Source organism: Pantoea folii, from assembly GCF_056678875.1.
In genome coordinates this window covers 154,843-169,936 of the sequence record NZ_JBWXON010000009.1, presented here as the reverse complement: position 1 = coordinate 169,936, position 15,094 = coordinate 154,843, and the positions used below count along the sequence as shown (strand labels likewise).

The 15,094-nt window shown below is 53.7% G+C and carries 13 protein-coding genes; 5 read left to right on the top strand and 8 right to left on the bottom strand.

What is annotated here, in order from left to right; translation table 11 throughout:
- Positions 1 to 20: 20 nt before the first annotated feature.
- The 5 genes from ispC to rpsB form a co-directional block, all read right to left on the bottom strand.
- Positions 21 to 1,223 carry a 1-deoxy-D-xylulose-5-phosphate reductoisomerase gene (gene ispC, locus AC1MDE_RS12705; RefSeq protein WP_176505770.1) on the bottom strand — a complete coding sequence of 401 codons (1,203 nt, stop codon included), beginning with the start codon at positions 1,221 to 1,223 and terminating at the stop codon, positions 21 to 23.
- 115 nt (positions 1,224 to 1,338) lie between these two features.
- Positions 1,339 to 1,896 (bottom strand): ribosome recycling factor, encoded by a 558-nt coding sequence (gene frr / locus AC1MDE_RS12700; protein ID WP_034829486.1) that lies wholly within the window; start codon positions 1,894 to 1,896, stop codon positions 1,339 to 1,341.
- 143 nt (positions 1,897 to 2,039) lie between these two features.
- Positions 2,040 to 2,765 carry a UMP kinase gene (gene pyrH, locus AC1MDE_RS12695; RefSeq protein WP_034829488.1) on the bottom strand — a complete coding sequence of 242 codons (726 nt, stop codon included), beginning with the start codon at positions 2,763 to 2,765 and terminating at the stop codon, positions 2,040 to 2,042.
- A gap of 154 nt (positions 2,766 to 2,919) precedes the next feature.
- Positions 2,920 to 3,771, bottom strand: coding sequence for a translation elongation factor Ts (tsf, locus tag AC1MDE_RS12690; RefSeq protein ID WP_034829489.1), 852 nt, complete (start codon positions 3,769 to 3,771; stop codon positions 2,920 to 2,922).
- 181 nt (positions 3,772 to 3,952) lie between these two features.
- A complete protein-coding gene (gene rpsB, locus AC1MDE_RS12685) occupies positions 3,953 to 4,672 on the bottom strand; it encodes a 30S ribosomal protein S2 (RefSeq protein ID WP_034829491.1) in 720 nt (239 codons plus the stop codon).
- Between the two features lie 320 nt (positions 4,673 to 4,992).
- Here rpsB and map point away from each other — a divergent pair, with 320 nt between their 5' ends.
- The 5 genes from map (at position 4,993) to AC1MDE_RS12660 (ending at position 10,945) form a co-directional block, all read left to right on the top strand.
- The gene (gene map, locus AC1MDE_RS12680; protein ID WP_034829494.1) at positions 4,993 to 5,787 is read left to right on the top strand and encodes a type I methionyl aminopeptidase; all 795 of its coding nucleotides are present in this window, start codon (positions 4,993 to 4,995) and stop codon (positions 5,785 to 5,787) included.
- 67 nt (positions 5,788 to 5,854) lie between these two features.
- Positions 5,855 to 8,509 carry a bifunctional uridylyltransferase/uridylyl-removing protein GlnD gene (glnD, locus tag AC1MDE_RS12675; protein WP_058962066.1) on the top strand — a complete coding sequence of 885 codons (2,655 nt, stop codon included), beginning with the start codon at positions 5,855 to 5,857 and terminating at the stop codon, positions 8,507 to 8,509.
- 76 nt (positions 8,510 to 8,585) lie between these two features.
- Entirely contained in the window at positions 8,586 to 9,410 is an 825-nt protein-coding gene (dapD, locus tag AC1MDE_RS12670) for a 2,3,4,5-tetrahydropyridine-2,6-dicarboxylate N-succinyltransferase (protein ID WP_038648942.1), read from the top strand.
- A gap of 294 nt (positions 9,411 to 9,704) precedes the next feature.
- Positions 9,705 to 10,097, top strand: a complete 393-nt coding sequence (locus AC1MDE_RS12665) for a DUF3461 family protein (RefSeq protein ID WP_034829501.1) — start codon at positions 9,705 to 9,707, stop codon at positions 10,095 to 10,097.
- Between the two features lie 143 nt (positions 10,098 to 10,240).
- Positions 10,241 to 10,945 carry a FadR/GntR family transcriptional regulator gene (locus tag AC1MDE_RS12660; protein ID WP_058962067.1) on the top strand — a complete coding sequence of 235 codons (705 nt, stop codon included), beginning with the start codon at positions 10,241 to 10,243 and terminating at the stop codon, positions 10,943 to 10,945.
- 8 nt (positions 10,946 to 10,953) lie between these two features.
- Here AC1MDE_RS12660 and AC1MDE_RS12655 read toward each other — a convergent pair whose 3' ends face one another.
- The 3 genes from AC1MDE_RS12655 to degP form a co-directional block, all read right to left on the bottom strand.
- Positions 10,954 to 12,222 (bottom strand): alginate lyase family protein, encoded by a 1,269-nt coding sequence (locus AC1MDE_RS12655; protein ID WP_480344585.1) that lies wholly within the window; start codon positions 12,220 to 12,222, stop codon positions 10,954 to 10,956.
- A gap of 25 nt (positions 12,223 to 12,247) precedes the next feature.
- Positions 12,248 to 13,405 carry a CdaR family transcriptional regulator gene (locus tag AC1MDE_RS12650; RefSeq protein WP_034829508.1) on the bottom strand — a complete coding sequence of 386 codons (1,158 nt, stop codon included), beginning with the start codon at positions 13,403 to 13,405 and terminating at the stop codon, positions 12,248 to 12,250.
- A gap of 241 nt (positions 13,406 to 13,646) precedes the next feature.
- Positions 13,647 to 15,092, bottom strand: a complete 1,446-nt coding sequence (degP, locus tag AC1MDE_RS12645) for a serine endoprotease DegP (protein ID WP_058962069.1) — start codon at positions 15,090 to 15,092, stop codon at positions 13,647 to 13,649.
- Between the last annotated feature and the right edge of the window lie 2 nt (positions 15,093 to 15,094).

Here is a 15,094-nt window from a genome sequence, read left to right as displayed (position 1 = left end):
CGAACAAATAGCGGGAAGTATCAACCTGCTAAACGAAAGCGTGGTAGCAATTCTGTGGCACAGATACGCGCTAACCGATCGATCTCCATCACATCCTCAATGCTGCCCGGCTCCTGACATATCAGGGACGCCAGCACTTCGCTGTTGATGGCGGCGATGTCGGTAAAGCGAATCTGATGCTGCAGAAATGCCGCAACGGCCACTTCGTTTGCCGCATTCAGCGTGGTGGTGGCGGCCTGCCCTGTTGAGCAAGCATCGATTGCCAGCTTCAGGCAGGGATAGCGCTCATAGTCCGGCTCAGCAAACGTCAGTGACTTCATTCGCGTGAAATCGAGTGGCGTTACGCCGGCCGAAATACGTGCTGGCCATGCCATGCTGTGCGCGATAGGGGTTCGCATATCAGGCGATCCCAGCTGCGCCAGCACACTGCCATCGCAGTAACGCACCATGGAGTGAATCACCGACTGCGGATGCAGGATGACTTCCATCTGTGCGTCAGTGGCATTAAATAGCCAGCGGGCTTCAATGTATTCAAGACCTTTATTCATCATGGTGGCCGAATCAACGGAGATTTTACGCCCCATTGACCAGTTCGGATGTGCGCACGCTTGATCTGGCGACATAGCGGCCAAATCCGCTAATGGCGTGTCACGAAAAGGACCACCCGATCCCGTAAGGAGAATAGAATCAATGCCATTCTCTCGCAGATCAGCGTACCCCAACTGATGCTGTATGGAAGCGGGTAAACTCTGAAAAATGGCGTTGTGCTCGCTGTCGACCGGCAACAGCTGTGCCTTGTGATGACGCACAGCCTCCATAAACAGGCGGCCGCACGTGACAAGTGACTCTTTGTTCGCGAGTAAAACGGTTTTGCCAGCACGAATTGCGGCAAGTGTGGGTTGCAGCCCGGAGGCGCCAACAATAGCCGCCATCACCTGATCCACTTCATCGAGTGCCGCCAGCTCGCAAGCCGCCTGAACGCCGGAGAGCACTTCGGTAGGAAGATTCAATGCTCTCAGTCGCTCACGCAGCGCTTGTGCGGAGGCTTCATCAGACATCGCCGCATAGCGTGGGGTAAATTGCTGACACTGTTCAGCCATTAGCGCTACGTTTTGACCCGCCACCAACGCGGTGACCTGGTACAAGTCTGGATTGGCTGCGATGACTGCCAGTGTGCTGGTACCAATCGAGCCGGTGGAACCCAGCAGAGTTAATCGCTTCATCATGCTATCCCTGTGACGTCGTGGATCGTGCCTGCAACAGCGCCAGGCACAATGTAAAACGCCGCCAGAGTCGCACAACGTCTCTGAACGGCGTTTTTAAAGGCAGTAGATGGAATTAGAAATCCATCAGTTCCTTTTCTTTTTCGGCCAATGCGACATCAACATTTTTGATATAGCCATCGGTCATTTTCTGGATCTCATCCTGCGAGCGACGTTCGTCGTCTTCGCTGATCTCTTTGTCTTTCAGCAGCGCTTTGATCTTGTCGTTAGCATCGCGGCGCACGTTACGAACAGAAACACGCCCCTGCTCCGCTTCACCACGCACGACCTTGATCAGATCTTTACGACGCTCTTCGGTCAGCGCTGGCAGTGGCACACGAATATCGGTACCTGCTGAGCTTGGGTTCAGACCCAGGTCAGATGCCATAATCGCTTTTTCAACGGCCGGGCTCAGTGAGCGGTCAAACACGTTGATTTTCAGCGTACGAGAATCTTCTACCGTGACGCTAGCCAGCTGACGCAATGGCGTAGGTGTACCGTAGTAAGGCACCATAATGCCGTCGAGCAGTGAAGGCGAAGCACGACCGGTGCGCACTTTGCTGATTTGGTTTTTGAATGCTTCCACGCATTTTTCCATGCGCGTGTCGGCATCTTTTTTAATGTCGTTAATCACGTTAAAACCCTTGGATTCGGTTTGACCTGGCCATCTCCGGGCAGCCCGGAAGTGGTATCGATAAACATCGATCATCCTGAAAGCTGCGCGATGCCACTGCATCGCGCCAACAGAATATACCTTATTTTATCTTGCGTCGGGTATTAATGCGTAATCAGAGTGCCTTCTTTTTCACCCATCACTACGCGACGCAGTGCGCCAGGCTTGTTCATGTTGAAGACGCGGATCGGCAGTTGATGGTCGCGAGCCAATGTAAAGGCCGCCAGATCCATCACTTTCAGCTCTTTATCCAGTACTTCGCCATAGGTCAGCTGTTCATACAGCGTCGCGTCCGGGTTTTTCACCGGATCATCTGAATAAACACCGTCAACTTTGGTGGCTTTCAATACCACATCGGCTTCGATTTCGATGCCACGCAGACAAGCGGCGGAGTCAGTGGTAAAGAACGGGTTGCCAGTACCGGCGGCGAAAATCACCACGCGGTTATTGCGCAGCAGGCTGATCGCTTCTGCCCAGCTGTAGTTATCACACACGCCATTCAGCGGAATCGCGGACATCAGACGCGCGTTAACATACGCACGGTGCAATGCGTCTCGCATTGCCAGACCGTTCATCACGGTTGCCAGCATACCCATGTGATCGCCGACCACACGGTTCATGCCTGCCTGTGCCAGGCCAGCGCCACGGAACAGGTTACCGCCACCAATAACCACACCCACCTGGATGCCCAGCTCAACCAGCTCTTTCACCTCTTGCGCCATACGGTCAAGCACGCTCGCGTCAATACCAAAACCTTCGGCACCTTGCAGTGCTTCGCCACTCAGTTTTAGCAGGATACGTTGATATACAGGTTTTGCGTTGGTCGCCATGGTCAATTCTTCCTGGAAGATATGATGAATGAGAAGTTAAATCTGATCGATCATCCGCTTAGCGAACGAAAAAAGCTATTGGGATGAGACTGAAAAGTGGTCCACGCAAAACGCAGACAAAAAAGAACCGCCTTCCGGCGGTTCTTTCGGAGCATTAAGACTGTTTGGACATTGCAGCAACTTCTGCTGCGAAGTCAGCTTCAACTTTCTCGATGCCTTCGCCCACTTCGAAGCGGATGAAGTTAATCACGTCTGCGCCTTTCTCTTTCAGAGCCTGGCCAACAGTTTTGCTTGGATCGATAACGAAAGCCTGACCGGTCAGAGAAACTTCGCCGGTGAATTTCTTCATGCGGCCTTCAACCATTTTCTCTGCGATTTCTTTAGGCTTGCCAGACTGCATGGCGATGTCCAGCTGAACCTGGTACTCTTTCTCAACCACATCAGCAGACACGTCTTCTGGCTTAACGAATTCTGGCTTGCTTGCCGCAACGTGCATCGCAACTTGCTTGCTCAGCTCTTCATCAGCACCGGTGGTAGAAACCACTACGCCGATACGTGCGCCGTGCTGGTAGCTGTTCAGCTGAGCACCTTCCAGGATAGCAACACGACGGATGTTGATGTTCTCACCGATTTTAGCAACCAGCGCTACGCGTTCTTCTTCGAACTGCGCTTTCAGAGCTTCAACATCAGTCACTTTACCAGCAACAGCTGCATCCAGCACTTTGTCAGCGAAAGCCTGGAAACCAGCATCTTTAGCAACGAAGTCAGTCTGGCAGTTAACTTCCAGAATCACTGCGAAACCATCAGCGATTTTGGTTTTGATCACGCCGTCAGCAGCAACGTTGCCTGCTTTCTTAGCGGCTTTGATCGCGCCAGATTTACGCATGTTCTCAATCGCCAGCTCGATGTCGCCGTTCGCTTCGGTCAGCGCTTTTTTGCAATCCATCATGCCTGCGCCAGTACGCTCACGCAGTTCTTTTACCAATGCAGCGGTAATTTCAGCCATTCCAGAATCCTCGATTCGTCTCTGTGTGCGTTAACACTGTCAGAAACTTGTTGCGGAAAATTTACTCTGCCCCGCTTACCCGAAAGAAGCGTGACAAACTTAGATAAATAAAAGGGGCCTGTGCGGCCCCCTTAACAGATAACATCTGATGTCTAAGGGCTCTTAGAAAGAGCGAACCTTATTAAGCTTCAGCAGCTTCTTCAGCCTGCTCAGCCAGATCCTGTGAACGGCCTTCGCGCACGGTGGTCGCAACAGCAGTCAGGTACAGGCTTACAGCACGGATCGCATCGTCGTTACCTGGGATAACGAAATCAACGCCATCTGGATCAGAGTTGGTATCAACGATAGCAAATACTGGGATACCCAGGTTGTTTGCTTCTTTGATTGCGATGTGTTCGTGGTCAGCGTCAACAACGAACAGTGCATCCGGCAGACCGCCCATATCTTTGATACCGCCCAGGCTGTTTTCCAGCTTGGCCAGTTCACGAGCACGCATCAGTGCTTCTTTTTTGGTCAGCTTGTCGAAAGTACCGTCCTGAGACTGAGTTTCCAGATCTTTCAGACGCTTGATTGACTGACGAACAGTTTTCCAGTTGGTCAGCATACCACCCAACCAGCGGTGGTTAACGAAGAACTGGTCGCAGCTCAGAGCTGACTCTTTTACCGCTTCGGCAGCAGCGCGCTTAGTACCAACGAAAAGGATTTTGCCTTTACGTGAAGAGATCTTCTGCAACTCAGCCAGAGCTTCGTTGAACATTGGTACAGTTTTCTCAAGGTTGATGATGTGAACCTTGTTACGAGCACCGAAGATGAATGGCTTCATTTTCGGGTTCCAGTAACGGGTCTGGTGACCAAAGTGAACACCAGCCTTGAGCATGTCGCGCATTGAAACAGTTGCCATGATTACCTCTAAAGTATGATTGGGGTTGGGCCTCCATGTATCCCATACAACCGACCTCTTTCAAGGCACCCCGGCGTATGTGTCGATACATGTGTGTTTTAGTACACATAATGAGTTTTATGCGTTTCCTGCCAGCCAACAAAACGAAGGTGACAGAGAATCGTCGGCGCGCTTTATACCATAACGCGCAGGAATACGCCAACAGTTGTTAGCAGCGTGAGCGAGGAGTCATCCCGATTTGGCAGCCTAATGACTGACTGCTAACATGACTGCCACAGAACTCATTATTGTCGAAAATGTCGGCAATTGCGGATTATTTAATGGCCATTTCAATCAAAACCCCTGAAGAAATCGAAAAAATGCGCGTGGCGGGCCGTCTGGCTGCTGAAGTGCTGGAAATGATCGCCCCGCACGTGGTGCCGGGTGTGACCACAGGTGAACTCGACCGCCTCTGCCACGATCACATCACGAATAAGCAGCAGGCTATCTCAGCCTGCCTTGGCTATCACGGCTTCCCGAAATCGGTGTGTATTTCGGTTAATGAAGTGGTGTGCCACGGCATCCCGAGCGATGACCGCGTTTTAAAAGATGGCGATGTAGTCAACGTTGACGTCACGGTGATCAAAGACGAGTATCACGGCGATACCTCGAAGATGTTCATCGTCGGCAAACCGACTATTCAAGGCGAGCGCTTGTGCCGTGTCACCCAGGAAAGCCTCTACATTGCACTGCGTCTGGTTAAACCGGGCATCCGCCTGCGCGAGCTGGGCCGTGCGATTCAGCAATATGTTGAAGCACAGGATTTCTCTGTGGTACGTGAATACTGCGGCCACGGCATCGGCAAAGGTTTCCACGAAGAACCACAAGTGTTGCACTATGATGCCGATGACGGCGGCGTGGTGTTGCAGGCGGGGATGACCTTTACCGTAGAGCCGATGGTCAATGCCGGTGATTATCGTATCCGCACCATGAAGGATGGCTGGACCGTAAAAACCAAAGATCGCAGCTTGTCCGCGCAGTATGAGCATACTATTGTGGTGACAGAAAACGGCTGTGAGATTCTTACGCTGCGTGAAGATGACACCATTGCTGCGGTGCTCGAAAACAACGCGTAACGTTCTTCAAGACAGTACCAGGCCGGCATAATGCCGGCCTTTTTTATGGCGCTTACGAGGCATGTCGATGAGTGGTAGCGTGACCGAAGCAGTACACAAAGGCCTGACTGATTCCCCCGCCAGCTGGCCCGATGAAGCCCTGACGCGTGACAAATTAAAACTCTATCTGGAGCAATTCCAGCAGCATCTCGGGATGGCCTTTGATGCCGGTACTGACGTTGAATCACTGATTGATGCCCGCACGCTATTTATCGATCGTCTGTTGCGCCGACTGTGGCGCTTCTACGGCTTCGATAAAATGAAAGAGATTGCGTTGGTTGCGGTGGGCGGCTATGGCCGTGGTGAACTGCATCCGCTCTCCGATATCGATGTCTTGATACTCAGCCGCCAGCCACTGGATGATGCGGCCGCGCAACGCACCAGCGAACTCCTGACGCTGATGTGGGATTTAAAACTCGAAGTTGGCCACAGTGTGCGCACGCTGGAAGAGTGTTTACTGGAGGGGTTGTCCGATCTTACTGTCGCGACCAACCTGATCGAATCCCGCATGCTGACAGGCGATGTCGCCCTGTTCCTTGAGTTGCAGAAGAACATTTTCAGCGATGGCTTCTGGCCGTCCTCTCGCTTTTTCGCGGCCAAGATTGAAGAGCAGCAGGAACGTCATCAGCGCTACCACGGCACCAGCTACAATCTCGAACCCGATATTAAAAGCAGCCCGGGCGGCCTGCGCGACATCCACACCTTACAGTGGGTGGCGCGCCGCCATTTCGGTGCCACCACCATGGATGAAATGGTCGGTTTTGGCTTTATCACGGAAGCCGAACGTAATGAGATCAATGAATGCCAGGAGTTCCTCTGGCGAATTCGCTTCGCGCTGCACTTAACGCTTACACGCTACGACAACCGCTTGTTGTTTGATCGCCAGCTCACGGTGGCACAGCGGCTCAACTATCTCGGCGAAGGCAATGAGCCGGTTGAGCGCATGATGAAAGATTTTTACCGGGTGACGCGCCGCATTGGTGAGCTCAATCAGATGCTGCTGCAGCTGTTTGATGAAGCGATCCTCGCGCTCTCCACCACCGAGAAACCGCGCAGCATTGATGATGATTTCCAACTGCGCGGCAATTTGATTGATCTGCGTGACCCCACGTTGTTCGAACGTGAACCGCAGGCCATTCTGCGCATGTTCTATGTGATGGTACGTAATGAGAACATCACCGGCATTTACTCCACCACGCTACGTCATTTACGCCATGCGCGTCGTCATCTGAAGCAGCCGCTGTGCCAGATTGCCGAAGCGCGTGACACCTTTATGGCGATTCTGCGCCATCCGGGCGCGGTAAAGCGGGCGCTGGTGCCGATGCATCGCCACAGTGTCCTTTGGGCGTATACGCCGCTGTGGGGCAATATTGTCGGCCAGATGCAGTTTGACCTGTTCCATGCTTACACGGTGGATGAGCACACCATTCGCGTCCTGCAAAAGCTGGAAAGTTTCGCCAACGAAGCCACGCGTCCGATGCACCCATTGTGTGTAGAACTCTGGCCGCGTTTGCCACAGATCGAACTGCTGCTGATGGCTGCCTTATTGCACGATATTGCCAAAGGGCGCGGCGGTGACCACTCGATTCTGGGGGCGCAGGACGCGCTTGATTTTGCCGAATTGCACGGGCTCAACTCGCGGGAAACGCAGTTGGTGGCCTGGCTGGTGCGCCATCATCTGTTGATGTCGGTCACCGCCCAGCGCCGTGATATTCAGGACCCGACGGTGATTCAGCAATTCGCTGAAGTCATGCAGAATGAAAACCGCCTGCGTTATCTGGTGTGTCTCACCGTGGCCGACATCTGCGCCACTAACGAAAGTCTGTGGAACAGCTGGAAGCAGAGCCTGCTGCGTGAATTGTTCTTCGCGACCGAAAAACAGCTGCGTCGCGGTATGGAAAACAGCCCGGACTTGCGCGAACGCGTGCGTCATCATCGCTTACAGGCTCTCGCGCTGTTGCGGATGGAAAACCTTAACGAAGAGCGCCTGCACCATATCTGGAGCCGCTGCCGTGCTGACTATTTCCTGCGTCACACGCCGAATCAACTGGCATGGCACGCACGTCATCTGATCGACCATGACCTTACAAAGCCGCTGGTGCTGGTCAGCCCGCAGGCCACTCGCGGCGGGACTGAAATCTTTATCTGGAGCCCGGACCGCCCTCACCTGTTTGCCGCAGTAGCGGGTGAGCTGGACCGCCGCAATCTGAGCGTGCACGATGCTCAGATCTTTACCAGCCGCGACGGCATGGCGATGGATACCTTTATTGTGCTGGAACCGGATGGCAGTCCGCTGGCCGCCGATCGTCATCCGATGATTATGCAGGCACTGGAGCAAGCGATTACCCAAACCGAGTGGGTGCCGCCGCGCACGCGTCGCCAGTCTGCACGCCTTAAGCACTTCAGTGTCGATACCGAAGTGAATTTCCTGCCGACGCACACCGATCGTCGTAGCTATCTGGAGCTGGTCGCGCTGGATCAACCAGGCTTGCTGGCGCGTGTAGGGGAAGTGTTTGCCGACCTCGGTGTGTCACTGCACGGCGCGCGCATCAGTACGATTGGCGAACGAGTTGAGGATCTTTTCATCCTGGCGGACAGCGAACGGCGCGCACTTGATGTCGAAATGCGCAATGTGCTGCAACAACGGTTGACAGAGGCCCTCAATCCAAACGATAAAGTGTGACCGCAATCGATTTATCGACTTAATTCTCTGTGTCAGCGCGACGCTGGCACCCGTATGACAGACTCAGGAAATTATTATGCAACAGTTACAGAGCGTTATTGAATCTGCCTTTGAGCGCCGCGCCGATATCACGCCAGCCAGCGTGGACAGCGTGACCCGTGAAGCCATCGAACAGGTTATTGGCCTGCTGGATAGCGGCGAACTGCGCGTGTCTGAAAAGATCAACGGGGAGTGGGTAACGCATCAGTGGCTGAAGAAAGCAGTACTGCTGTCGTTCCGCATCAATGACAACCAGGTGATGGAAGGCGCAGAAACCCGTTTCTACGACAAAGTCCCAATGAAGTTCGCGAACTGGGATGAAGCACGCTTCAAAAATGCGGGCTTCCGCGTTGTTCCCCCTGCTGCCGTGCGTCAGGGCGCGTTCATTGCACGTAACACCGTGCTGATGCCTTCTTACGTTAACATCGGCGCTTACGTTGATGAAGGCACCATGGTTGACACCTGGGCCACCGTGGGTTCTTGTGCCCAGATCGGTAAAAACGTTCACCTGTCTGGCGGCGTCGGCATCGGCGGTGTTCTGGAGCCACTGCAGGCTAACCCAACCATCATCGAAGACAACTGCTTCATCGGCGCACGTTCTGAAATCGTTGAAGGCGTGATCGTGGAAGAAGGTTCAGTGATCTCCATGGGCGTTTACATCGGTCAGAGCACCAAAATCTACGATCGTGAAACTGGCGAAGTGCATTACGGCCGCGTGCCAGCGGGTTCAGTGGTGGTATCGGGCAACCTGCCGTCTAAAGATGGTAGCTACAGCCTGTACTGCGCCGTAATTGTGAAGAAAGTGGACGCTAAAACGCTGGCGAAAACCGGCATCAACGAACTGCTGCGTACCATCGACTAAGTCAGAAATTAGTCCGGTTGCCCTGCCAACGGGCCTGTATTCTGGCCCGTAATTTTTTCTTTACACTCTTACCTAAACTACCTGCTTCGCGCCGCGAATTATCTGGTGCGTTTATTTTTCAAACAGTTCATAATCCGCGCCAGTTAACTCCGGTCGCGCACTGTTCATCCCGGTTTTTGTGTCTACAGTTGATTAAGTATGCCGTAAGCGTTCCGGTTGCTGCGTATCTGCCGCATCCCGAATGATGATGATAGTCCTGCGCGCTCACCCACTCTTAGATGGAATATAAACGCTATGTACGACAACCTGAAAAGCTTAGGTATCAGCTCTCCTGAAGACATCGACCGTTACAGCCTGCGTCAGGAAGCCAGCAACGACATTCTGAAAATCTACTTCCGCAAAGACAAAGGTGAATTCTTCGCCAAAAGCGTGAAATTCAAATACCCGCGTCAGCGCAAAACTGTCGTCGCCGATCACACCAGCCAGGGCTATAAGGAAGTACAGGAAATCAGCCCGAACCTGCGTTACGTGATCGATGAACTGGACCAGATTTGCCAGCGCGATCAGGTCGAAGTCGATCTGAAACGCAAAATCCTCGCGGATCTGCGTCATCTGGAAAACGTGGTATCCAATAAGATCGCTGAAATTGAATCCGATCTGGATCAACTGACCCGCAACGGTCGTTAATTTCCTCCCCACGTTCCCAGGGCCAGCTTATGCTGGCCTTTTTTTTGCCTTAATTCAGTTTTATCTGGGCCTGTTTCACCTATCTGAATTCATAATCCCTGGCTAGTATCGGGTTATGTCTGACTTCAGGTATCACAAAATCCATGCAATTTGCAGCCATCACCTCAGGACAGCGCGGTCTGGATGTTCATATCGCCGGTGACCTCGCGCAAAAAATTCTCTCTGGAACGCTAAAGGCTGGTGATGTTCTGCCCAGCGAAGTCGAGTTGTGTAGCCACTTTGGCGTCAGCAGAACTGCCGTGCGTGAGGCCCTCAAACTCCTCTCTTCGAAGGGATTAATAGAATCGCGTCCCAAACTCGGCACGCATGTGCGCGATCGCACATACTGGAATCTGCTTGATGTGCAGCTGCTGGAATGGATGCAGGGCATCGAATCTACGGCAGAGATGTATCAACAGTTTCTGGACTTCCGTGAGGCTATCGAACCGCAAGCTGCCAGACTGGCTGCGCTACACGCTACGCAGGCACAACGCACCGAACTTTCTCTGTTATTTCGCGAAATGATCGCTGTTTGCGCTGCGAGTAAATTCGATCTTGCTCGCTGGCTGGAGGCAGACAGTGCCTTTCATCGCCTGATCTTTCACTCTACCGACAACTGTTTTTACATCCCGTTAGGTAATTTGCTGGAAACCATCTTTAAATGCTTTTTTACCTGGCCTTCCAGCGCGCAGGATATTTTTTTGGACGAGCACCGCAAGATTTATGAAGCGATCATGATCGGCGATGCCGATGCAGCGCACAGGGCATCGATGAATTTAATGCTTAACAGCACACAGCCTCGGCTATAACTTTCCCCTCACCGATACGTGGGTGGCCGAGATAACAACCACAGATCACGCAGCGCTTCTCTTTCCGCACCGCGCGCTGCTGGGCTGATAGGAGCCGCCGATTGCGTTTCGATTGCGCGATGAATCCAGGGCTGATAACGGTCGCTGTTCAGGCTGCGATCCGTGAGCGAGAGCAGTGGAATCAAGCGCAGACTGACACGATCGCGATTTTTCCATGGCCAGGTTTTGCTGTCATCACTAAACGGTGCCATATAATTCAGCGCACTCAACAATGAACCGCTCTGCTGTTGATAGTGCCAAAGATCGCCCGCGCCGCTTCGCTGTGCCAGTTGCGCGAGGCTGGTCAGAGACTGCAAATTGAAATAGCTATAGTGGAACGAGCGTGTGCGTGCCAGTTCCATTGGCTGCGTTCCGTCCGCACGAATTTGCCCGGCGATTTTATCCTGAGCTAAAACCACCATCTGCTTAATCACCTGAGGTTGATGCAAATACCACGCGATGCCCGCCACCTGTGCGGCATACCAACTGCCATGGTTATTAGGTGCATCACGCTCGCCTTGTGCCAACTGACTGTGCAATAGCCAGCCGAGATAATCGCCAAACCATGCATGTATCGCAGCCTGATCCTGCGGGTGCCAGCCGGGCGAATCGTGCAGTAGCTGCAGTGCATCCACTATGCGCGTGGCAAAGTAACGCCCATCCAGCACACCGGTGTGTCGGCCCTCAGCCTTACCCGGCACACCCTGAGCATAATTAAGATTGGGATTCATGCGGGTGGTGGGATCGATGAACCAGCTGCGAATCATCGATTGGGCTTTGGCTGCATAACGGGTTTCGCCGGAGAAATACCAGGCAAGCGCCAATGCCTGCACGTCTGCGGTGAAACGAGCCAGACGCACACCATCGCTTTGGTCGTTTTTACTCGCCGGATTGACCGCACCATCGCGGCGTACCCATGGCAATCCATTGGGCTTGTCGGGATTCGGCCACCAGTAGGCACTCAGGCTGAGATAATCATGGCGGGAACCGCTGGGAGGTAACATCCCTTTCTGCGTCACGCTGGGATTGGGCTGTTTAAGCGCGCGATCGGCAGCCTGCTTGAGTTGCTGCCACGCCCGCTCTGTCTGTGGCGCAGCCTGATGATTTTGCAGCGCAGTTCGCGTCTGTTGCATCTCTTCGCCAGATAAAAAGGCCAGCGAAACAGCTTTGGCATGACAGGTCGCGGTCATCAGCAAGCCGGCCAACAGCCAAATCAGGCGCACATTCAATCGGGGCATCTTCCTCTCCTGGCCCTGCTAAGGGTTAGCTCTGTTCATCCAGTTGCAGCGCCACATACAGCAACAATCGATCGTCAAAATTGCCGAGGTTTAATCCGGTTAGCTCGGAGATGCGGTTCAGGCGATACTCGAGCGTATTACGATGGATAAATAGTGCGCGTGCCGTGGCGCTGGGCTGCACGTTATGACTGAACCACGCCACCAGCGTACGTCGCAATAATCCATTATTATCATTGGCTTTGAGTTTCGCCAACGGACGCGCCAGTTCATTCGCTTGCCAGCCACCGCGCAGGCTATCCAGCAGTACGGGCAGCACCAAATCCTGATAGAAGAAGCTGCGCTGTTCCGGCATGCGCTGTTTGCCCACCATCATGGTAGTACGCGCCGTACGGTAGGAACGTGCAATACTGCCGGGACCGGTAAAGAAATTGCCGAGCGCGATGCGCATCCGCACCTGCCCACTCTCTTTCATACGCTGTAATAACTGATCCACGCGACGGCGGTGATCGTCTTGATCGTAACGGCCGTGGGCATTGAGCGCCGGCTTCAACACCACCATTTCAGTGAGTGAAACGATAGCAATCAGGTTGTCACGATCCGGCGTTGTCAGCAGAGTTTGTAAATGCTGCAATTCCGACATCGCACTGTCAACGCCAAGCTGGCCGCTGTCGACTTCCACCACCGCCACCACGCGCGGTTGATTGAGATCGATGCCCAGGCGCTGCGCCCACTCACTCAGCGCAGGTGAAAGAGTGTCGCTGCGGATCAAATTCAGCACCAGCTCTTCGCGCAAACGACTGTCCTGCGCCAGCATGTGCAACAGCCGCGCTTGTTCCAGCATCATTTCGGCGGTCATACACACCAGTTCACCGTAGTGACGCAGTGCTGCTGGCTGACCGGTCAGGCCGATAACGCCGACAATCTCGCCGTCAATACGCAACGGCAGGTTGATGCCCGGACGTACGCCATGCAGATGTTTCGCCACGGCCTCATCAATGTCCACCACCCTTCCCTGTGACAACACCAGCAGCGCACCTTCGTGCAATTCGCCAATACGCTCACGATCGCCGCTGCCAATAATGCGGCCGCGTGCATCCATCACGTTGACATTGCTGTCAATAATTTGCATGGTGCGGGCAACAATATCCTGAGCCAGTCGCGCATCGAGATGATAGGTGGCCATCAATCACTCCAGAGAAAGGGAAGAATTGACAGAATACGCATCCCACGCACGGCTGGCATTGTGCAACTGCACATAGCCGGATAGAGAATACGGGAATTGCGGTAGGCGTCACATTGCACAACGGACATTTGCACAATCCGGACAACGTTAAAGTGGTGCTGATGCTAGCGAATAGCGCTGCTGCGCCATACAAAAACAAAAAAGGCGAGCCGAAGCTCGCCTGTTCTCAATTATCTAAAACTTACTGCATCAGCAGATAGAGGCTGCTGTCGCCACGCTGCACGTTCAGGGCCAGCACCGACGGTTTGGTGTCAAGGATTTTGCGCAGTTCACCAAGGTTGGCAATCGCCTGCTGGTTAACGCCCCTAATCACGTCACCTTTCTTCAGACCAATACGCGCTGCAGCACTACCTGCCTTCACATTATCCACGCGCACGCCTTTCTGGCCGTTGCTGTCGATGTTGCTCAGGTCGGCACCTTCAATGCCGGTGTAGATCGTGGCGGACTGCACTTTTTCCTGCGAGCTCTGCTGCAGTTCAACCGTAATCGTCACCGGTTTACCGTCACGTAACAGACCCAGCTGCAGTTTAGTGCCCACTGGCAGTGAACCCACTTCTGCACGCAGTGCGGCAAAACTGGTCAGCGGTTTGCCATTCATCGACACCACGACATCGCCGGCTTTCACACCCGCTTTTGCCGCTGCCGAGTTAGGCAGGACCTGGCTCACAAAGGCACCGCGCTGGGCATCGACTTTCATCGCTTTCGCCAGCTCAGAGTTAAGCTCGGTACCCATAATGCCCAGCTCGCCACGCTTCACCTGACCATACTCGATCATCTGCGCCGTCAGGTTTTTCACCATCGCGCTTGGGATAGCAAAGCCGATACCGATATTGCCGCCGTCTGGCGCCAGAATCGCGGTGTTAATCCCAATCAGTTCACCGTTCAGGTTCACCAGCGCACCACCAGAGTTACCACGGTTGATGGCGGCATCGGTCTGGATGAAGTTCTCGTAGTTCTCGACGTTCAAGCCGCTGCGGCCCAACGCTGAAACGATACCGGAGGTCACCGTTTCGCCGAGTCCATACGGGTTACCGATCGCTACCGTGTAATCACCGACACGTAAGTCATCGGAGTCAGCGATCTTAATCGCCGTCAGGTTCCTGGCGTCCTGCAGTTGAATTAGAGCAATATCAGACTGCGGATCTTTACCAATCACTTTGGCGTCATAGCGACGGCCATCGCTCAGCTGCACCTGAATTTTGGTGGCGTTATCTACCACATGGTTGTTGGTGACGACATAGCCTTTATCGGCATTAATCACGACACCCGAACCGAGTGCACGGAATTTTTGCTGCTGGGTGTTGGCGCCGCCGTTGTCACCGCCCTGGCTGCCATCACCGCCGCCCTGGCACATTGGCGAGCTTTGGAATGGCGAACCGTCCTGGCAGAATGGCGAGTTATCACCAAAGAATTGCTGGAATTGCTGCGGCATGCGCGGGGTTTTCACCGTGGTGCTGCCTTCAACGCTAATACTCACCACGGAAGGCATCACTTTTTCCAGCATCGGCGCCAGGCTTGGCAACTGTTGGTTCGAGGAGGAAGCACTTTCCGCCGCGAAACTGACAGGGCTCAATGCCATGCCCAGACTAAGCGCCAGCGCACTTAACATTAATGTGCTTTTTTTCATTT